General features: G+C 71.6%; 14 protein-coding genes and 2 pseudogenes. 8 read left to right on the top strand and 8 right to left on the bottom strand.

Going from position 1 to position 18,815, the window contains the following annotated elements; genetic code table 11:
• Positions 1–37 precede the first annotated feature (37 nt).
• The 5 genes from ACFCZF_RS22305 to ACFCZF_RS22285 all read right to left on the bottom strand — a co-directional run bounded on the left by ACFCZF_RS22305 (position 38) and on the right by ACFCZF_RS22285 (position 6,954).
• Positions 38–1,084 (bottom strand): ABC transporter substrate-binding protein, encoded by a 1,047-nt coding sequence (locus ACFCZF_RS22305; protein WP_376673132.1) that lies wholly within the window; start codon positions 1,082–1,084, stop codon positions 38–40.
• Between the two features lie 132 nt (positions 1,085–1,216).
• Positions 1,217–2,377, bottom strand: a complete 1,161-nt coding sequence (locus ACFCZF_RS22300) for an acyl-CoA dehydrogenase family protein (protein WP_376673131.1) — start codon at positions 2,375–2,377, stop codon at positions 1,217–1,219.
• 5 nt (positions 2,378–2,382) lie between these two features.
• On the bottom strand, positions 2,383–3,351 hold the full coding sequence (locus tag ACFCZF_RS22295; RefSeq protein ID WP_376673130.1) for a hydroxymethylglutaryl-CoA lyase: 969 nt from the start codon (positions 3,349–3,351) through the stop codon (positions 2,383–2,385).
• Entirely contained in the window at positions 3,348–5,300 is a 1,953-nt protein-coding gene (locus ACFCZF_RS22290) for an acetyl/propionyl/methylcrotonyl-CoA carboxylase subunit alpha (RefSeq protein WP_376673129.1), read from the bottom strand. Before ACFCZF_RS22290 ends, ACFCZF_RS22295 begins: the two co-directional genes overlap by 4 nt.
• A 37-nt stretch (positions 5,301–5,337) precedes the next feature.
• Complete coding sequence (locus ACFCZF_RS22285) at positions 5,338–6,954, bottom strand: carboxyl transferase domain-containing protein (RefSeq protein WP_376673128.1); 1,617 nt, start codon at positions 6,952–6,954, stop codon at positions 5,338–5,340.
• A gap of 105 nt (positions 6,955–7,059) precedes the next feature.
• Between ACFCZF_RS22285 and ACFCZF_RS22280 the strand changes: the two genes are divergently transcribed.
• The 5 genes and pseudogenes from ACFCZF_RS22280 to ACFCZF_RS22260 form a co-directional block, all read left to right on the top strand.
• Positions 7,060–7,671, top strand: coding sequence for a TetR/AcrR family transcriptional regulator (locus tag ACFCZF_RS22280; protein WP_376673127.1), 612 nt, complete (start codon positions 7,060–7,062; stop codon positions 7,669–7,671).
• A gap of 155 nt (positions 7,672–7,826) precedes the next feature.
• On the top strand, positions 7,827–8,984 hold the full coding sequence (locus tag ACFCZF_RS22275; RefSeq protein WP_376673126.1) for an acyl-CoA dehydrogenase family protein: 1,158 nt from the start codon (positions 7,827–7,829) through the stop codon (positions 8,982–8,984).
• Between the two features lie 10 nt (positions 8,985–8,994).
• On the top strand, positions 8,995–9,861 hold the full coding sequence (locus ACFCZF_RS22270) for an acyl-CoA thioesterase (RefSeq protein ID WP_376673125.1): 867 nt from the start codon (positions 8,995–8,997) through the stop codon (positions 9,859–9,861).
• A gap of 11 nt (positions 9,862–9,872) precedes the next feature.
• A pseudogene (locus ACFCZF_RS22265) lies at positions 9,873–10,157 on the top strand (cation diffusion facilitator family transporter); the annotation flags it as partial.
• A 305-nt stretch (positions 10,158–10,462) separates the two neighbouring features.
• Positions 10,463–10,815: pseudogene (locus tag ACFCZF_RS22260) on the top strand (cation transporter); the annotation flags it as partial.
• 40 nt (positions 10,816–10,855) lie between these two features.
• On the opposite strand, the gene ACFCZF_RS22255 reads toward ACFCZF_RS22260, so the two are convergent.
• Both ACFCZF_RS22255 and ACFCZF_RS22250 read right to left on the bottom strand, forming a co-directional pair.
• Positions 10,856–11,644, bottom strand: a complete 789-nt coding sequence (locus ACFCZF_RS22255; RefSeq protein ID WP_121747107.1) for a phosphatase — start codon at positions 11,642–11,644, stop codon at positions 10,856–10,858.
• A 61-nt stretch (positions 11,645–11,705) separates the two neighbouring features.
• Positions 11,706–13,370 carry a PucR family transcriptional regulator ligand-binding domain-containing protein gene (locus tag ACFCZF_RS22250; protein WP_376673124.1) on the bottom strand — a complete coding sequence of 555 codons (1,665 nt, stop codon included), beginning with the start codon at positions 13,368–13,370 and terminating at the stop codon, positions 11,706–11,708.
• A 185-nt stretch (positions 13,371–13,555) separates the two neighbouring features.
• Here ACFCZF_RS22250 and ACFCZF_RS22245 point away from each other — a divergent pair, with 185 nt between their 5' ends.
• Genes ACFCZF_RS22245 through ACFCZF_RS22235 form a run of 3 tightly spaced genes read left to right on the top strand, consistent with a single transcriptional unit; the run spans position 13,556 to position 17,752 of the window.
• Positions 13,556–15,028 (top strand): sodium:solute symporter, encoded by a 1,473-nt coding sequence (locus ACFCZF_RS22245; RefSeq protein ID WP_376673123.1) that lies wholly within the window; start codon positions 13,556–13,558, stop codon positions 15,026–15,028.
• 52 nt (positions 15,029–15,080) lie between these two features.
• Positions 15,081–16,070: an agmatinase gene (gene speB, locus ACFCZF_RS22240; RefSeq protein WP_310873275.1), complete on the top strand. Its 990-nt coding sequence runs from the start codon at positions 15,081–15,083 to the stop codon at positions 16,068–16,070.
• On the top strand, positions 16,067–17,752 hold the full coding sequence (locus ACFCZF_RS22235) for a thiamine pyrophosphate-binding protein (protein WP_376673122.1): 1,686 nt from the start codon (positions 16,067–16,069) through the stop codon (positions 17,750–17,752). The genes speB and ACFCZF_RS22235 overlap by 4 nt, the downstream gene beginning before the upstream one ends.
• 12 nt (positions 17,753–17,764) lie before the next feature.
• On the opposite strand, the gene ACFCZF_RS22230 is transcribed toward ACFCZF_RS22235, so the two are convergent.
• On the bottom strand, positions 17,765–18,604 hold the full coding sequence (locus ACFCZF_RS22230) for an endonuclease I family protein (protein WP_376673121.1): 840 nt from the start codon (positions 18,602–18,604) through the stop codon (positions 17,765–17,767).
• Between the last annotated feature and the right edge of the window lie 211 nt (positions 18,605–18,815).

Here is an 18,815-nt window from a genome sequence, read left to right as displayed (position 1 = left end):
CGGGGGAGAAAGGGCTCCGGGGGAGAAGGGGGGAAGGTCAGCCGACCTTCTTGGCGTTCTCGATCGCCTCGGCCAGATTGTCGAGGAGCGGCGTGCACTTGTCGTAGGACAGGATCGGCTCGGGGGAGCGGGAGATGACCTGGCCGGCCTTGACCGCGGGCAGCTGCTTCCAGGTGCCCTCGGTGATGTCGGCGGGCTGGATGGTCGAGGCGCGGTCGTCCATGATGATGACGTCCGCCGGGTACTTGTCGACGTTCTCCCAGCTCAGGGACTCGAACCAGCCGCCGGTCGCCTTCTTGGCCGCCTCGGAGGGCTCGACGAAGTTCACGCCGAGGGCCTTGAAGTACTCCAGGTCGACGGAGAGGTTGGTGCCGGAGACGTAGAACAGCTCGGCGCTCGCGGAGCCGGCCAGCACCCTGATCTCGGGCTTGGCCTTGGCGGCGGCGCGCAGCCGGGCCGCGGCCTTCTCGAAGGCGGCCTTGGCGTCGGTGACCTTCTTGGCCTTCATGTCGGCGCCGAGCGACTCGGCCAGTTCCCACATGCGCTGGAGCGGCTGGGTGAGCTGGCGGTCGAAGACGGAGATCGCGACGCTCGGGGCGAGCTTGGCGATCTTGTCCTTCGAGTCCTCCGGGACGGACCAGAGGGTGCCCGCGGTGTCGAACGTCGTGGTGATGAGCACCTCGGGGGCGAGGGTGGCGTACTTCTCGACGTTGAGCTTGCCCCACTCGTTGCCGAGCACGGTGACCTTGTCGACGTCGAGGTCGCCGGCCTGGACGTCGGGCTTGCCGTCCTTGGTCGTGGTGGGCCCGAACACGCCCTTGACCTGGACGCCGTAGTCGTGGAGGGCGGCGGCGACACCGGTGAAGGCGACGATGTTCGTCGGGACCTTGTCCAGCTTCACGGTCGTGCCGCGGTCGTCCTTGAAGGACCAGGGGCCGGACTTGGCGGCGGCCGTCCCGTCGTCCGAGCCACCGCTTTTCGCGTCGTCGTCACCGCAGGCCGTGAGCACGGCGCCGAGGCCGAGTGCGCCGCCCGCGGCGAGGATTCCGCGACGGGTCAGGTGGGTAGCTCTGGCGTTGAACATGGCGTGGCTGCTTTCGAACGGTGCGGAGCGTCCGCGGGACAAGTTCAAGGTAGGTTAGCCTAACCTCAGATCTTGTCCATAGGGCGGGGCTGTGACCAGCCCCGGACCAACCCCGCCCGGACGGCCCGTACCTCAGCCCACCAGGCCCAACTCCCTCGCGATCAGCATCCGCTGGACCTCGCTGGTCCCCTCGCCGATCTCCAGGATCTTCGAGTCCCGCCACATACGGGCCACGGGGTACTCGTTCATGAAGCCGTAGCCGCCGTGGATCTGCGTGGCGTCCCGGGCGTTGTCCACCGCGACCGTCGACGAGTACAGCTTCGCCAGGGCCGCCTCCTTCTTGAAGGGGTCGCCCGTCACCAGCCGGGAGGCCGCGTCGCGCCACGCGAGGCGGGCCGTGTGGGCCTTCATCTCCATGTCGGCGATCTTGAACTGGATGGCCTGGTTGGCGCCGATGGGCTTGCCGAAGGCGTGACGTTCCTTCGCGTACTTGACCGACTCGTCGACACAGCCCTGCGCGAGCCCCGTGCCCAGCGCGGCGATGGCGACGCGCCCCTCGTCGAGGATGCGCAGGAACTGGGCGTACCCGCGGCCCTCCTCGCCCAGCAGGTTCGCCGCCGGGACCCGGACGTCGGAGAAGGACAGCTCACGGGTGTCCGACGCGTTCCAGCCGACCTTCGAGTAGGGGGCGGCCACCGTGAAGCCCGGGGTGTCGGACGGCACGATGATCGCCGAGATCAGGGGCCGGCCGTCGGGCTTGCGGCCGGTGACCGCCGTGACGGTCACCAGGCCCGTGATGTCGGTACCCGAGTTGGTGATGAAGCACTTGGTGCCGTTGATCACCCACTCGTTCGTCGCCTCGTCGAGGCGGGCCGTCGTCCGCGTCGCGCCCGCGTCCGAGCCGCCGTCCGGCTCGGTCAGGCCGAAGGCGCCGAGGATCTCGCCCGAGCACAGCCGGGGCAGCCACGTCCGCTTCTGCTCCTCGGTGCCGAACAGGTGGATCGGCATCGCGCCCAGCGAGACCCCCGCCTCCAGGGTGATGGCCACCGACGAGTCGACCCGGGCCAGTTCCTCCAGGGCGATGCCGAGGGCGAGGTAGTCGCCGCCCATGCCGCCGTACTCCTCCGGGAAGGGCAGGCCGAACAGGCCCATGCGGCCCATCTCCCGGACGATCTCGTACGGGAACTCGTGCCGCTCGTAGAAGTCGCCGATCTTGGGCGCCACGACGTCGTGGGCGAACGCCTCCACCGTGCGGCGCAGGTCCTCGAGTTCGGGGGAGAGTTTGTGGTCCATGGTTGTCACTTCTCCTGGTCGGAGTCGTCGCCCGAGCCCGCGAGGGCTCGAACGGTGCGGGACGGGCTGGGTCGGCCCAGGTGGGCGGCCATCCAGACGCTGGTGGCGACGAGAGAGCCGAGGTCGACCCCGGTGTCGATGCCGAGACCGCGCAGCATCCACACGAGGTCTTCGGTGGCGAGGTTTCCGGTGGCGGACTTCGCGTAGGGACAGCCGCCCAGTCCGCCGGCGGAGGCGTCGACGGTCGTCACGCCGTGCCGGAGGGCGGCGTACGTGTTCGACAGGGCCTGGCCGTAGGTGTCGTGGAAGTGGACGCCCAGCGTGCTCACGGGCACACCGGCCTCCGTCAGCGCGGTGAGCAGGGCGCTCACGTGTCCCGGGGTCGCCACCCCGATCGTGTCACCCAGGCTCAGCTCGTCGCAGCCCATGTCCAGCAGGGCCCGGCAGACCTTCACCACCTGCGGGACGGGGACCGCCCCTTCCCACGGGTCGCCGAAGCACATCGAGAGGTAGCCCCGTACGTGAACGCCGTCCGCGTCCTTCGCCCGCGCCACCACCGGCTCGAACATGGCCAGGGCCTCGTCAAGGGTGCGGTTGAGGTTGGCCTTGGCGAAGGACTCCGTGGCGCTGGCGAAGACCGCGACGCGGCGGGCGCCGAGCGCGAGCGCGCGGTCGAGGCCGCGTTCGTTCGGCACCAGGACGGGCAGGTCGACCGGCAGGTCCGCGACGGCCGGGAAGAGCTGCTCCGCGTCCGCCAGTTGGGGCACCCACTTGGGGTGCACGAAGCTCGTCGCCTCGATGGTGGTCAGGCCGGTGGCGGCCAGGCGGCGGATGAACTCCGCCTTCACCTCCGCCGGGACGGTCGCCTTCTCGTTCTGCAGGCCGTCGCGGGCGCCGACCTCGTGGATGCGGACGCGGGCGGGCAGGCCGTCCGCCGGGACGGTCATGGGCAGGCCCAGTTCGGGGGTGTTCACGACGTCTCCTCCTCTACCGGGGCGATGACCGCCAGCACCTGGTCCATGGCGACCGTCGTGCCCGGCGCCACGTCCAGCTCGGCGACGGTGCCGGCGTGCGGTGCGGAGATGACGTGCTCCATCTTCATCGCCTCCACCACCAGCAGGCTCTCTCCGGCGGCCACCTCGTCGCCGACGGCGACCTTCACCACCGTCACCGTGCCCGGCATGGGCGCGGTCAGCGAGTCGGCGCCCGCGTGGGCGGCGCCCGTGAGGGAGGCGGCGACCGGGTCGTGGTCGCGCACGTGCCAGGCGTCGCCGTCGCGGCCGAGCCAGTCGGCGGCACGGTGGAAGGTGTGTCGGACGCCGTCCAGAGTCACGGACACCCGGTCCTCGGTGACGGTGTGGGTGCCGCGCGGGGTGTGAGTGACGGGTTCAAGTCCCGTCGTACGCAGGGGGAAGGCGACCGGCTCGGGCTCGCCGCCCATGCGCCAGCCGCTCGGCACCGAGAACGGGTCCGTCCAGCCGTCCCCGCGCGGACGCAGCGCGTCCAGCCGTACGGCCGCCGCCGCCTCGTACACCTCCTCCGGTACGTCGGTGGGGACCAGGCCGTCGACCTCCCGCTCCACCAGCCCCGTGTCCAGCTCGCCCGCCACCACCGCCGGGTGCGCGAGCAGCCGGCGCAGGAACCCGGCGTTGGTCTGCACGCCCAGCGTCACCGTCCGCGCCAGGGCCGCCCGGAGTCTGCGCAGGGCGGTGGCGCGGTCGGGGCCGTAGGCGATCACCTTGGACAGCATCGGGTCGTAGAGGCTGCCGACCTCGGTGCCCTCGCTGAGCCCGGAGTCGGTGCGGACGCCGTCGCCCTCGGGCTCGTGAAGGCGCAGCACCGTGCCGCCGGACGGGAGGAAGCCGCGCGCGCCCTCTTTGATGGACACAGTCTCGGCGCACAGGCGGGCCTCGACCGCGTGCCCGGTCAGCCGGACGTCCGCCTGCGCGAAGCCCAGCTCCTCGCCCGCCGCCACCCGCAGCTGCCACTCCACCAGGTCCACTCCCGTGACCAGCTCGGTCACCGGGTGCTCGACCTGGAGGCGGGTGTTCATCTCCATGAAGTAGTACTGGGAGGGGTCGCTGCCCGGCACGATGAACTCCACCGTGCCCGCGCCCCGGTAACCGCACGAGCGCGCCGCCTGCACGGCCGCCTCGCCCATCGCGGCGCGGGTCGCCTCGTCGAGGAGCACACTCGGCGCCTCCTCGATGATCTTCTGGTGGCGGCGCTGGAGCGAGCACTCGCGCTCGCCCAGGTGCACCACGTTCCCGTGGCCGTCGGCCAGGACCTGGATCTCGATGTGCCGGGGCCGGTCGATCCACCGCTCGACCAGCAGCGTGTCGTCGCCGAAGGAGGCGCGGGCCTCGCGGCGGGCGGCGGCGATCTCGTCGGCGAGCACGGCCGCGTCCCGCACCAGCCGCATGCCCTTGCCGCCACCACCGGCCGACGGCTTCAGCAGCACCGGCGTGCCGATCTCGCGGGCGGCGTCGGCGAGCTGCGCGTCGGTGAGCCCGCTGCCACTGCTGCCGGGGACGACCGGCACCCCGGCCGCCTTCACCGTCTCCTTGGCGCGGATCTTGTCGCCCATCAGGGCGATGGCGTCGGCGGACGGTCCGATGAAGACCAGCCCCGCCTCCTCGCAGGCCCGCGCGAAACCGGCGTTCTCGGCGAGGAAGCCGTACCCCGGGTGGACGGCCTGCGCGCCGGTGCGGGCGGCGGCCTCCAGCAGCCGCTCGACGGACAGATAACTCTCCGCCGCCGGTGCCGGGCCGATCCGTACCGCCTCGTCGGCCTCCCGCACGTGCCGGGCGTCCGCGTCGGCGTCGGAGAAGACCGCCACCGAGCGCACGCCCATCGAGCGCAGGGTCCGGATGACACGCACCGCGATCTCACCGCGGTTGGCCACCAACACCGTGTCGAACATCAAGCTCCCCATCGCGCTTCCCACCGAAGTCCCCTCCTCACATCCGGAAGACGCCGAACTGGGGCTCGCCCAGTGGCGCGTTGGCACACGCGGTCAGGGCCAGACCCAGCACCTGCCGGGTGTCGGCGGGCTCGATCACCCCGTCGTCCCATAGGCGGGCGGTCGCGTAGTAGGCGTTCCCCTGGTGCTCGTACTGCGCACGGATCGGCGCCTTGAAGGACTCCTCCTCCTCGGCCGCCCACTCCTCGCCCCGGGCCTCCAACTGGTCCCGCTTGACCGTCGCCAGCACGGACGCGGCCTGCTCGCCGCCCATGACGGAGATCTTGGCGTTGGGCCACATCCACAGGAAGCGCGGCGAGTACGCCCGCCCGCACATCGAGTAGTTCCCCGCGCCGTACGACCCGCCGACCACGACCGTCAGCTTCGGTACGCGCGTGCACGCCACCGCCGTCACCATCTTGGCGCCGTGCTTGGCGATGCCGCCTGCCTCGTAGTCCTTGCCGACCATGAAGCCGGAGATGTTCTGCAGGAACACCAGCGGGATGCCGCGCTGGTCGCACAGCTCGATGAAGTGGGCGCCCTTCTGGGCCGACTCGGCGAACAGGATGCCGTTGTTGGCGACGATCCCGACCGGGTGGCCGTGGACGCGGGCGAAGCCGGTGACCAGGGTCTGCCCGTACTCGGACTTGAACTCGGCGAACCGGGAGCCGTCCACCACGCGGGCGATGATCTCGCGCACGTCGTAGGGGGTGCGGGAGTCGACCGGGACCGCGCCGGACATGCCGTGCGGGTCCACCTTCGGCTCGGCCGCCGGCTCCACACCCCAGGGGAGGGTTCCGCGCTCGGGCAGGGTGTCGACGATCTGCCGCACGATCCGCAGCGCGTGCGCGTCGTCCTCCGCCAGGTGGTCGGTCACGCCGGACACGCGCGAGTGGACCTCGCCGCCGCCCAGCTCCTCCGCCGTGACCACCTCACCGGTGGCCGCCTTCACCAGCGGCGGGCCGCCGAGGAAGATCGTGCCCTGATTGCGGACGATCACGGCTTCGTCGCTCATCGCCGGGACGTACGCCCCGCCCGCCGTGCAGGAGCCGAGGACGGCCGCGATCTGCGGGATGCCGGCGCCGGACATCCGGGCCTGGTTGTAGAAGATCCGCCCGAAGTGCTCGCGGTCCGGGAAGACCTCGTCCTGCATCGGCAGGAAGGCGCCCCCGGAGTCCACGAGATACAGGCACGGCAGCCGGTTCTCCAGCGCCACCTCCTGCGCCCGCAGGTGCTTCTTCACGGTCATCGGGTAGTACGTGCCGCCCTTGACGGTGGCGTCGTTGGCGACGATCACGCACTCCCGGCCGCTGACCCGGCCGATCCCGGCGATCACGCCGGCGGCCGGGGCCTGTCCGTCGTAGAGCCCGTCGGCCGCGAGCGGCGCCAGCTCCAGGAACGGCGAGCCCGGATCGAGCAGCGTGTCCACGCGGTCGCGCGGCAGCAGCTTGCCGCGCGCGGTGTGCCGGGCCCGTGCCCGCTCGCCGCCGCCGAGCCGGGCCGCCGCGAGCTTGGCGCGCAGCTCCTCCACGAGGACGCGGTGCGCCTCCTCGTTGGCCCGAAAGGCCTCGGAGGCGGGATCTGCCGCCGTCGTCAGCTCCGGTGCCTCTTGCATCCTGCGGTCCCCTCACCCGATGGTCGATCGGTCGATCGGTTAATGAGCGTTAACGCATTTCCTTCAGGTTAACGACCGCTAACCTCCCTGTCTAGAATTGGCTCCATGGCCACGAGAACCGACGCCCCCACCCGTCGCGAGCAGATCCTCAAGGAAGCCGCCCGGCTCTTCGCCGAGCGCGGCTTCCACGGTGTCGGCGTCGACGAGATAGGCGCCGCGGTCGGGATCAGCGGCCCCGGCCTCTACCGGCACTTCGCCGGCAAGGACGCGATGCTCGCCGAGCTGCTGGTCGGCATCAGTGACTCGCTGCTGACCGGCGCGAAGCGGCGGCTGGCGGAGGCGGACGGGGTGACCGGCTCCGGCGTGGGTCCCGAGGCGGTCCTCGACTCGTTCATCGAGGGGCACATCGATTTCGCGCTCGACGACCGCCCGCTCATCACCCTGCACGACCGCGAGCTGGACCGCCTCCGGGACGCCGACCGCAAGATGGTGCGGCAGCTCCAGCGGCAGTACGTCGAGCTGTGGGTCGGGGTGGTGCGCGAGGTCTATCCGGCGGTGTCGGAACCGAGCGCCCGCTCGGCGGTCCACTCGGTCTTCGGCCTCCTGAACTCCACCCCGCACCTGGGCCGCCCCGGCTCCCTGCCGGGCCGCGCGGTGACGGCGACGCTGCTGCACCGGATGGCACGGGGGGCGTTCGCGGCGGTGGGCGCGGAGTAAGGGGGCGGTGAGGGGGGCAGGGGAGGAGGGGGCCGGGGAGGAGGGGCCGGGGAGTGACGAGGGTTACCCACGCCCCACCCTGGACGCCTTCCCTACCCGCCGGTACGGTTGACTCTGAGCAAGCGCTTAGATATTCGTACCCTGGAGGTGGCGCGGTGCGCCGTACGGTGTTCAACGAGGACCACGAGGCGTTCCGGGAGACCATCCGCGCCTTCATCGAGGCCGAGGTCGTCCCCGTCTACGACGAGTGGTTCGCCGCGGGCCAGGCGCCGCGCGACTTCTACTACAAGCTCGGCGAACTGGGCATCTTCGGCATCAACGTGCCCGAGGAGTTCGGCGGCGCCGGCATGGACAGCCACAAGTTCGAGGCCGTCCTCTACGAGGAGACCGCCCGCGCGGGCGTCCAGTTCGGCGGCTCCGGCGTGCACGTGCTGCTCGCCCTGCCCTACATCAACATGCTGGCCACCGACGAGCAGAAGAAGCGCTTCCTGCCGAAGTTCGTCACCGGCGAGGAGATGTGGGCCATCGCGATGACGGAGCCGGGCACCGGTTCCGACCTCGCGGGCATGAAGTCCACCGCCAAGCTCTCCGAGGACGGCACCCACTACGTCCTCAACGGCGCCAAGACCTTCATCACCGGCGGCGTGCACGCCGACAAGGTGATCGTCTGCGCCCGCACCGCCGCGCCCACGGCCGAGGACCGCCGCCACGGCATCTCCCTGTTCGCCGTGGACACCAAGTCCGAGGGCTACTCGGTGGGCCGCAAGCTGGACAAGCTGGGCCTGCGCACCTCCGACACCGCCGAGCTGGCGTTCGTCGACGTCAAGGTGCCCGTCGAGGACCTGCTCGGCGAGGAGAACAAGGGCTTCTCCTACCTCGGTCACAACCTGGCCTCCGAGCGCTGGGGCATCGCCTTCGGCGCCTACGCCCAGGCCGCCGCCGCCGTCCGGTTCGCCAAGAGTTACGTGCAGGAGCGCACCGTCTTCGGCAAGCCGGTCGCCGCCTTCCAGAACACCAAGTTCGAGCTGGCCGCCTGCCAGGCCGAGGTGGACGCCGCCGAGGCCGTCGCCGACCGCGCGACCGAGGCCCTGGACGCCGGTGAACTCACCCCCGCCGAGGCCGCCAGCGCCAAGCTGTTCTGCACCGAGGTCGCCCACCGCGTCATCGACCGCTGCCTCCAGCTGCACGGCGGCTACGGCTACATGAACGAGTACCCGATCGCCCGCCTGTACGCGGACAACCGCGTCAACCGCATCTACGGCGGCACCAGCGAGGTCATGAAGATGATCATCGCGAAGAACATGGGCCTGTGACCCACGGGGCATGAGCGAAGCACTCCAGTCCCTCCTCGAACTGCTCGACCTCGAGCGGATCGAGGAGGACATCTACCGCGGCCACTCGCGCTCCGCCGTCGTCCCCCGGGTCTTCGGCGGGCAGGTGGCCGCCCAGGCACTGGTCGCCGCCGGGCGTACGGTCCCCGAGGACCGGCACGCGCACTCCCTGCACGCGTACTTCCTGCGCCCCGGCGACCCGGGCGCCCCCATCGTCTACAACGTCGACCGCCTGCGCGACGGCCGCTCCTTCACCACCCGCCGCGTGGTCGCCGTCCAGCACGGCAAGCCGATCTTCGGCCTGTCGGCGTCCTTCCAGACGTACGAGGAGGGCCTCGACCACCAGGCCCCGATGCCGCCCGCACCGGACCCGGCGACCCTCCCCACCGGCGAGGAGCGGCTGCGGAGTTACCCGCACCTGCCCGCCGACACCGTCGAACGCTTCGTGGAGGCCCGCGCGGCGGTCGACCTCCGCTACGTCGACGACCCGCCCTTCGGCGACTTCGGCACGCCGCGCGACCCCCACTCCCAGGTCTGGTTCCGCACCAACGGCAAGCTCGCGGACGACCCGCTGCTGCACGTCGTCCTCGCCACCTACGTCTCCGACATGACCCTCCTCGACTCGGTCCTGCTCGCGCACGGCCGCGGCGGCTGGGCCGTCGGTGACGTCGTCGGGGCCTCGCTGGACCACGCGATGTGGTTCCACCGGCCGTTCCGCGCCGACGAGTGGCTGCTGTACGACCAGCAGTCGCCGTCCGCGTCCGGCGGCCGCGGCCTCGGCCAGGCCCGCATCTACACCGAGGACGGGCGGCTCGCCATCTCGGTCATCCAGGAAGGCGTGGTGCGCGTCCCTCGGTAACACTGAGGGGCATGGCGGAACCTGCACGGGAAGCACGGGAAGCACGGGAAGCACGGGAAGCACGGGACACGACGGGCGGCGGCGACAGCACCTTCACGGTGATCGTCGCCGCCCTCGCCAATCTGGGCATCGCCATCGCCAAGGCGGTGGCCGGCGTGCTCAGCGGGTCCAGCGCGATGCTGTCGGAGGCCGCGCACTCGGTCGCCGACACCGTCACCGAGGTCCTGCTGCTGACCTCGCTCAAACGCAGCGCCCGCCCCGCCGACGAGGACCACCCGCTCGGCCACGGCCCCGAGTGCTGCCGAACGCTTGTGCAGAGATCCGCTCTTCAGGGTGGAGGTTCAAGGCATCCTGCCTCCAATGGCCCGGAGGGCCGCAGCGGCAGGGCTAGGATCGCCTCATCCGATGACGGAGTTGTCGGATCTACCGCCGGACGGGCGGAAAGTGACGCTTGTGGAGGCCCCGTAAGACCGATCTCCCTGGAGGGCGGCAAGGGCCAATGAAGCAGGAACCCAAGGTGGCATCGCGTGGCGGTGCGGACCGGAATCTCCTGCCCTCGGGCGGGGGGAGGGCGTCAAATCTGGGCCCTGCTCGCGTGCGCGTCGGTGCCCTCCTGCTGTACGTCGCCTGGTGCTGGGCCGCTCCAACGCCGAGTTCCTCATCGGCCGCCCGCTGCCCCGCACCGCCCGGGACCGGATCCGGGCGGAACTGGTGGCCGTCGAGCACATCGAGGCCGTACTGGAGCTGACCACCCTCGTGCAGGGCCCGCGGGAGGCGCTGGTCGCCGCCAAGGTCGACTTCCGGGACGTGGCGACGGCGGCGCAGATCGAGTGGGCGTGCGAGCGGGCCGAGCAGCGGCTGCGCGAGGAGTTCCCGATGATCCGCCGGGTCTACCTGGACCCGACGCCCGGGTTCGCGCAGCGCCGCTCGGAAGGACTCAACCCCTGGCCGTGACGGGGCCTGGGGGGTTGGCACGGTTGACGAGGCGGAGGGGCTACTTCAGCCCGGCCTCCGTCAGCAGATACGCCGTCATCGGGTCGTAGTAGCGCGGGCTGACCACGTGGTCGTCCAGCGGCACCGCGACCTGGAGGGTGCCCTCGGACTCGGCGAGGAAGAGGGCCGGGTCGTTGCAGTCGGCGTAGCCGACGGAGTCGACGCCGTGCTGAGCGGCGTAACCGGCCCAGCCGTGGTCGGCGACGACCAGGTCGGGCAGCGGACGGCCCGCGCGCTCCAGACCGGTCAGGATGGCCTTCATCGGTTCACCGGAATGGGTGTGCCACAGCGAGGCACCGTGCTCCAGCACGGCCACGTCCGCGAACTGCTGGACGTACCCCTCCTCCGTCGTCAGCCCCTCCGGGATCACGACGATCTCGCATCCCGCCGTGCGCAGCGCGTCGGCCGTGGCACGGTGCACGTCGAGCAGGCCGCCGGGGTGACCGGTCGCGAACAGCACGCGCTGCCCGCCGTCCGCCGCCTTGCGCAGCCGGCCCGCCATGCGCTCCAGCGCGGCCACGGTCAGCTCGGGGTCGATGGTGTCCTGGCCGTACCGGTACTCGGGGTCGTCGTTGACGCCGACCCGCTCCGCCATCACCGCCAGCACGTCCTGCTCGTCACTCCAGCGGTCGCCCAGCTCCAGACCGAGCCAGAAGTTGCGGTCGCCGTTCGCCAGCTTCCGGTAATGGGAGAGGTTGTTCTCGCGGGGCGTGGCGACGTCGCCCGCGATACGGGTTCTGACGAGGTGTTCGGCGAGTTCGGCGCGGCTGGGTGTCCCGGGTATCGGCATGGCTCCATTGTGAAGCAGCCGACAGTCGGCGTCTTGGGCATATCGCACGCTGGGACGTGGGTCACCTCCGCAGCGCGAACCACAACTCCATCCGAACGTCCGGGTCGTCGAGGTCGGCGTCCAGCAGGGCCGCGCAACGGGCGATGCGCTGCCGGACGGTGTTGCGGTGCACGGACAGGGCGACGGCGGTGCGGTCCCAGCTGCCGTGCAGGGAGAGCCAGGAGCGCAGCGTCTCGGTGAGCGCCGGGACGGCGGCGATGGGCGCGAGCAGCGCACGCGCGTGCGCCTCGGCCTCGCCGTCCGGCACGAGGTCGGCCAGCGCGGGCCGCGCGCCGTGCCGGACCAGCGGCACACGGGTGGCCCTGGCCCGGGCCAGGGCGCGGCCCGCCTGGGCATCGGCGGCCGGCCACTCGGCGGGGGCGACGGGGGCGCTGACGCCGAGGGTCCAGCCGGGCTGAGCGGCTGGGCCGGCGACGGCCGCCCGGCCCCCGGTCCCGGCCCCCGGGTCGGTTGTGGGTGCGGGGTGCGTGCTGGTTCCGGCTCCTGGGTCGGTTGTGGGTGCGGGGCCCGCGCCGGTTCCGGCCCCCGGGTCGGTCGCGGGTGCGGGGCCCGCGCCGGCCCTGGGGCCTCCCTCCGCGTCGGCGTGCGGGGCGGCCGGTACGAGTACCCGTACGACGTCCCCGTCCGTGTCGACCAGTGGGGAGCCGAGGGCCGTGCCCAGCGCGGAGGCGGAGACCGGGCCGGGGGCCCCGGTGGCGGGGCGAGCGTGCACGACGTGCCAGTGGGTGACGCCCTCGCCGCCCCCTCCGCCCAGCAGCGGCGCGACCTCCTCGGGGCGGGCGCCCAGCAGCAGCCGTACGAGTGCCGAGGAGCGGGCCGCGCCCGTGCCGCTCTGGTGTTCGCCGGTGAGGAGGGAGAGCAGCACGGCCGCGACCGACGCGATGGTGTGGTCCCCGGAATCCCGGTGCGGGGCCGCCACCGCGAGGACGAAGCCCTGCCCGGTGCCGAGGGCGTACGCGGCGAGACGGGTGCCGGCCACCGTGTCCGTGGCGGTGCTGGAGGCGTGGCCGGTGACGTACCGAGCCAGCTCCGCCAGCGCCCGCCGCACCTCACCCCCGGGCTCCCGCCCCGCCGCCGCGATCTCCGCGCCGTCCGGCCCGTACAGCACCGCCCGCCCGTCGAGCCGGGTCGCCAGTCGGCGCAGTACCGACGGCACCGGGTCCGGACGGGAGGCCGCGGCCGCCAGACCCTGCTGGGCCTCGGAGACCCGGCGCAGCTCGGCGAGCCGGGCCTGCGCCATCAGCTGCCACACCGCGCGGGCCACACCCGAGAACGTCGTCCTCGGCGGCACCTCCACCAGCGGCAGCCCGTACGCCTCGCAGGCCGCGACCAGCGCCCCCGGCACGGTGTCGTGCACCGGCGCCACCCCGAAGCCGAGCGCGGCGCCGCCGGCCGCCACGATCCGCGAGACGTAGTCGTCGAAGTACGTCCCCGAGGCCGCCCCCACCGGGATGTGCACGCCCGCCGTCAGCAGCAGCTCGCCGCCCAGCAGGTACGGGAAGGGGTCGGACATCTCCGAGGTGTGCGCCCAGTGGACCGTCACGTCCGCGGCGGGCGGCCCGGCGATCTGGCGCAGCCCCAGTTCGTCGCGGGACAGCACAGCGGCGAGGGGCACGGGAGGGGTGGGGGGCGTGGCGGGGCCGGAGGGAACGGCCGGTTCCGGCATGGTGGACCTTTCCTCCAGTACAGCGGCACCGAGTGGATGAAACGTACACTTCGCAGTCGCTTTTGGGCCACCTAGTGTCAACCTCGACCGGCGGCCGCGGGTACGGGCGGATGTCCCCGCGACCAGCCACCGGACACATCCCACTGCACGACACGCCACTGAGAGTGCGCGAAGGAGGGCCCCTTATGGCCGTCGACTACATCGTGATCGTCGTCTATCTCGCCGGCATGCTCGCCATGGGCTGGTGGGGCATGCGCCGCGCCAAGTCCAAGAGCGAGTTCCTCGTCGCCGGGCGCCGTCTCGGCCCCGCGATGTACTCCGGCACCATGGCGGCGATCGTGCTCGGCGGCGCGTCCACCATCGGCGGCGTCGGCCTCGGCTACCAGTACGGACTGTCCGGCGCCTGGATGGTCGTCACCATCGGCCTCGGCCTGCTCGCGCTGTCCGTCTTCTTCTCCGCGCGCATCGCACGCCTGAAGGTCTACACCGTCTCCGAGATGCTCGACCTCCGCTACGGCGGCAGGGCCGGCGTCATCTCCGGTGTCGTCATGTGGGCGTACACCCTGATGCTCGCCGTCACCTCCACCATCGCCTACGCCACGATCTTCGACGTCCTCTTCGACGTGAATCGCACCCTCGCCATCATCCTCGGCGGCTCCATCGTCGTCGCCTACTCCACGCTCGGCGGCATGTGGTCCATCACGCTCACCGACATGGTGCAGTTCGTGGTGAAGACCATCGGCGTACTGCTCCTGCTGCTGCCCATCGCGGTCGTCAAGGCCGGCGGCTTCAGCGAGATGAAGGCGCAGCTGCCGACCTCGTACTTCGACCCGCTGGGCGTCGGCGGCGAGACCATCTTCACCTACGTGCTGATCTACACCTTCGGCATGCTCATCGGGCAGGACATCTGGCAGCGCGTCTTCACCGCGGGCAGTGACCGGACCGCCAAGTGGGGCGGCACCATCGCCGGCACCTACTGCCTCGTGTACGCCGTCGCCGGTGCCATCATCGGCACGGCCGCCAAGGTGCTGTACCCCAAGCTCGGCAGCCCCGACGACGCCTTCGCCACCATCGTCAAGGACGAGCTGCCGATGGGCGTCCGCGGACTCGTGCTGGCCGCCGCCCTGGCCGCCGTGATGTCCACGTCCTCCGGCGCCCTCATCGCCTGCGCCACCGTCGCCAACAACGACATCTGGTCCCGGCTGCGCGGCCTGATCCGCAAGGAGGGCGAGCCGGACGAGGTGCACGACGAGGTGAAGGGCAACCGCGCCTTCATCCTCGCCATGGGCGTGGCGGTGATCCTCATCGCCATCGCGCTCAACGACGTCGTCGAGGCCCTCACCGTCGCCTACAACCTCCTCGTCGGCGGTCTCCTCGTCCCCATCCTCGGCGGGCTGCTGTGGAAGCGCGGCACCGCACAGGGTGCCCTCGCCGCCGTAGCCGTCGGCGGCCTCGCGGTCGTCGGCCTGATGGCGGCCTACGGCATCCTCGCCAACGAGCCCGTCTACTACGGCCTGCTGGCCTCCCTCGCCGTCTACGTCGCCGTCTCCCTGGCGACCCGCCCCACCGACGAGGCCATCCTCACCGCCTGGCGCGAACGCCTCGCCGGACGGGCCCCCGAACCCCAGTCCGAACCGGCGGTCCCGGCTCACCAGTAGAGTCGGACCGCAGTAGTACATACGCGACGAAGCGTAAGAAGGAAGGCAGTACATGAGCAGCAACGAGACGCCCCGCGGCCCCGTCGACTCCTCCCGCGTCCCGCGGTACGCGGGTCCCGCGACCTTCGCCCGGCTGCCCCGCCTCGACGAGGTCGGCACCGCCGACGTCGCCGTGGTCGGCGTGCCGTTCGACTCGGGCGTCTCCTACCGGCCGGGAGCCCGCTTCGGCGGCAACGCCATCCGCGAGGCCTCCCGCCTGCTGCGCCCCTACAACCCCGCCCAGGACGCCTCCCCCTTCGCCCTCGCCCAGGTCGCGGACGGCGGTGACATAGCGGTCAACCCGTTCAACATCAACGAGGCCGTCGAGACCGTCGAGGCCGCCGCCGACGACCTCCTCGGCACCGGCGCCCGGCTGATGACCCTGGGCGGCGACCACACCATCGCCCTCCCGCTGCTCCGCTCGGTCGCCAAGAAGCACGGCCCGGTCGCCCTGCTCCACTTCGACGCCCACCTGGACACCTGGGACACCTACTTCGGCGCCGAGTACACGCACGGCACCCCGTTCCGGCGCGCCGTCGAGGAGGGCATCCTCGACACCTCCGCGCTCTCCCACGTCGGCACCCGCGGCCCGCTGTACGGCAAGCAGGACCTCACCGACGACGAGAAGATGGGCTTCGGCATCGTCACCTCCGCCGACGTCTACCGCCGCGGCGCCGACGAGGTCGCCGACCAGCTCCGCCAGCGCATCGGCGACCGCCCCCTCTACATCTCCATCGACATCGACTGCCTGGACCCCGCCCACGCCCCCGGCACCGGCACCCCCGAGGCCGGCGGCATGACCTCCCGCGAGCTGCTGGAGATCCTGCGCGGCCTGGCATCCTGCAACCTGGTGTCGGCCGACGTCGTCGAGGTGGCCCCCGCGTACGACCACGCGGAGATCACCTCGGTCGCGGCGTCCCACACCGCGTACGAACTGACCACCATCATGAGCCGCCAGATCGCCCAGGCGCGCGCGACGGACCAGGAGACCGAGACCAAGTGACCCACGACCACGACCTGGTACTCCGTCCGACCGCCGCCCAGACGGAGGCCGCGCTCAACCCTCCCCCCGGCCGCAACGGCGGAGACCTGGTCGTGGAGACCCTGGCCGGGCTCGGCGCGACCACCGTCTTCGGCCTGCCCGGCCAGCACGCCCTCGGCATGTTCGACGCGCTGCGCCGCTCGGACCTGCGCTACATCGGCCTGCGGGTGGAGAACAACGCCGGTTTCGCGGCGGACGCGTACGGCCGGATCACGGGCGAGGCGGCCCCGCTGCTCCTGTCCACCGGCCCGGGAGCCCTCACCTCCCTGGCCGCGCTCCAGGAGGCACGGGCCGCCTCCGCCCCCGTCCTCGCGATCAGCAGCCAGGTCCCGACGGCCGGCCTGGGCGGCGGCCGCCACGGCTACCTGCACGAACTCCCCGACCAGGCGGCGTCGTTCCGGGGCGTGGTGAAGTCCGTCCACACGGTCCGCACCCAGTCCCAGATCCCGTCCGCGATCGCGGAGGCGTGGACGTCGGCGCTGACCGTCCCGCACGGACCGGTGTGGGTGGAGATCCCGCAGGACGTCCTGTTGTCCGAGACGCCGATCCCGGTGGTGACCGGCGGTGACACCTTCCCCGAGGAGCTTCCCCCGCGCCCCGAACTGACGGCGGTCGCGGCCGACCTGCTCGCGCGCGCGGAACGTCCCGCGATCATCGCGGGCGGGGGAGTCGTCCGCGCCGACGCGTCGAAGAAGCTGCGACAGCTGGCCGAGCGCCTCCAGGCCCCGGTCGTCACGACCTTCGGCGGCAAGGGCGCGTTCCCGTGGACGCACCCCCTGTCCCTCCAGTCCTGGCTGGAGGACCGTCACACGACGGACTTCCTGGAGGACGCCGACGTACTCCTGGTCGTCGGCTCCGGCCTCGGCGAACTCTCCTCGAACTACCACACGTTCAAGCCGCGCGGCCGGGTCGTCCAGGTCGAGGCCGACCTCGGCAAACTCGAATCCAACCACCCGGCGCTCGGTATCCACGCCGACGCCCGCCTCGCCCTCCAGGCCCTGCTGGAGACGGTGGACGAACGCACCGACCCCGCTGCCCCGGAACGCGTACGGGCCGTGCTGGACAAGGTCCACGAGCGCATCGCGTCCCAGGAACTCACCCTGGAGCAGGACGTACTGGCGGCCGTCCGCAGGGCCCTCCCGGCCGGCGCGCCGTCCTTCTGGGACATGACCATCCTCGCCTACTGGGCGTGGTCGGCCTTCGACGCCAAGGCCTCCAACACCATGCACTCGGCCCAGGGCGCGGGCGGCCTCGGCTACGGCTTCCCGGCGGCCCTCGGAGCAGCGGCGGCCGACCCGACCCACCCGGTGCTGGCGGTCTCCGGCGACGGCGGGGCGCTGTACTCCATCGCCGAACTCGCCACCGCCCGCCAGTACGACCTGAACGTCACCTGGCTGATCGTCGACGACGGCGGCTACGGCATCCTGCGCGAGTACATGACCGACGCCTTCGGGCAGCCGACGGCGACGGAACTGACCCGCCCCGACTACGTGGCCCTCGCCGAGTCGTTCGGGGTGCCGGGCGTGCGTACGTCGCCGGAGGCGCTGGAGGCCGACCTCGCGAAGGCCCTGGCCGCACCGGGGCCCTCGGTGGTCGTCCTCCCCGCCGTACTGCGCATGTTCGCGCCGACGCACCTGGACTGAGGGCGGCTGGACCTACCAGATCGCCTCGACCCACTCCGGGTGGTCGACGAACGGGTTGCGGTTGTGCTGGTAGTCGTCGTAGACGACCTGGTTGCGGCGCTCTTCGAAGGCGTCCGGCGGGTCCTCGTCGTTCCATTCCTTCAGTACGGCGAGCTTGCCGATGTACGGGCTGCTGCCGTTGTCGACGCTGCCGTTGACCTCCAGGTCGGCCCAGCCGTCGCCGCCCTCGTAGCGGACCGCCATGTAGAAGATCATGCGGGCCACGTCGCCCTTGACGGCGTCGCGGGGCTCGAAGGAGTCGGAGTCGGTGAGGCTGCCACCGTTGTCGGTGAAGCCGCTGCCGCCGTTGTCGAAGTCCTTGTTGCCCCGGACGCCGTTGACCCGGACGTCCTCGGGGCGCAGGTGGTGGATGTCCGTGCCGGGTCCGGTCGAGGTGCCGAAGTCGCCGTGGGACTTGGCCCACACGTGCTCGCGGTTCCAGTCGCCGCTGTCGCCGCCGTTCAGCGACTTGCTGCGGGAGATGCCTGAGTAGAGCAGGATGACGTTGCCGCCGTCGGCCGGGTCCTGGTCGGTGACCTCCAGGGCGTCCCAGACCGCCGAGTAGGAGAGCTTGGTCTGGTCGCTGATGATCGCGTGCAGGGACGACTTGAGGCTTGCACCGGTCTTGCCGATCGCGTCCTCGTAGTACGTCGAGTCGTAGGCCGTTGCCGTTGCCGTTGCCGTTGCCGTTGCCGTTGCGGTGGCGCTGGCGGTGGCCGTGGTGGCGGCCAGGGAGGGGGCGGCGAGGCCGGCGAGTGCGGCGGCTGTGGCGAGGACCGCGATTTTCCGGCGCCGTATGCGTATCGCGAGCATGTGGGGTGTCCGATCTACGCGAGTAGTGGAACGGTGAACTGAGCGTGACATGGACATGTTGTAGGTGGGGTGTACGGAGCGTGGCGATTGCGTGACGACGGGCCCCCGACCGTGGTCTTGGGTTCTAACGGTCCTCGCAACACCCGCGATCTGTGGGAGTTGCGAGGACCGTGGCTGTTGGACGCGATGATCTTGCGGGGGTGAAGGAGCG

It is taken from the genome of Streptomyces sp. NPDC056296, assembly GCF_042268605.1.
In the GTDB taxonomy this organism is placed as follows: Bacteria; Actinomycetota; Actinomycetes; order Streptomycetales; family Streptomycetaceae; genus Streptomyces.
The sequence above is the reverse complement of the archived record's forward strand: the minus strand, read 5'-3'. Positions and strand labels throughout refer to the sequence as shown.

What these genes read in the sequence shown, in the direction of transcription:
- ACFCZF_RS22305 (WP_376673132.1), bottom strand. Translation starts at nt 1,084, where the DNA reads ATGTTCAACGCCAGAGCTACCCACCTGACCCGTCGCGGAATCCTCGCC.
- speB (WP_310873275.1), top strand. Translation starts at nt 15,081, where the DNA reads ATGAGCAGCAACGAGACGCCCCGCGGCCCCGTCGACTCCTCCCGCGTC.
- ACFCZF_RS22285 (WP_376673128.1), bottom strand. Translation starts at nt 6,954, where the DNA reads ATGCAAGAGGCACCGGAGCTGACGACGGCGGCAGATCCCGCCTCCGAG.
- ACFCZF_RS22280 (WP_376673127.1), top strand. Translation starts at nt 7,060, where the DNA reads ATGGCCACGAGAACCGACGCCCCCACCCGTCGCGAGCAGATCCTCAAG.
- ACFCZF_RS22300 (WP_376673131.1), bottom strand. Translation starts at nt 2,377, where the DNA reads ATGGACCACAAACTCTCCCCCGAACTCGAGGACCTGCGCCGCACGGTG.
- ACFCZF_RS22245 (WP_376673123.1), top strand. Translation starts at nt 13,556, where the DNA reads ATGGCCGTCGACTACATCGTGATCGTCGTCTATCTCGCCGGCATGCTC.
- ACFCZF_RS22230 (WP_376673121.1), bottom strand. Translation starts at nt 18,604, where the DNA reads ATGCTCGCGATACGCATACGGCGCCGGAAAATCGCGGTCCTCGCCACA.
- ACFCZF_RS22290 (WP_376673129.1), bottom strand. Translation starts at nt 5,300, where the DNA reads ATGTTCGACACGGTGTTGGTGGCCAACCGCGGTGAGATCGCGGTGCGT.
- ACFCZF_RS22250 (WP_376673124.1), bottom strand. Translation starts at nt 13,370, where the DNA reads ATGCCGGAACCGGCCGTTCCCTCCGGCCCCGCCACGCCCCCCACCCCT.
- ACFCZF_RS22270 (WP_376673125.1), top strand. Translation starts at nt 8,995, where the DNA reads ATGAGCGAAGCACTCCAGTCCCTCCTCGAACTGCTCGACCTCGAGCGG.
- ACFCZF_RS22255 (WP_121747107.1), bottom strand. Translation starts at nt 11,644, where the DNA reads ATGCCGATACCCGGGACACCCAGCCGCGCCGAACTCGCCGAACACCTC.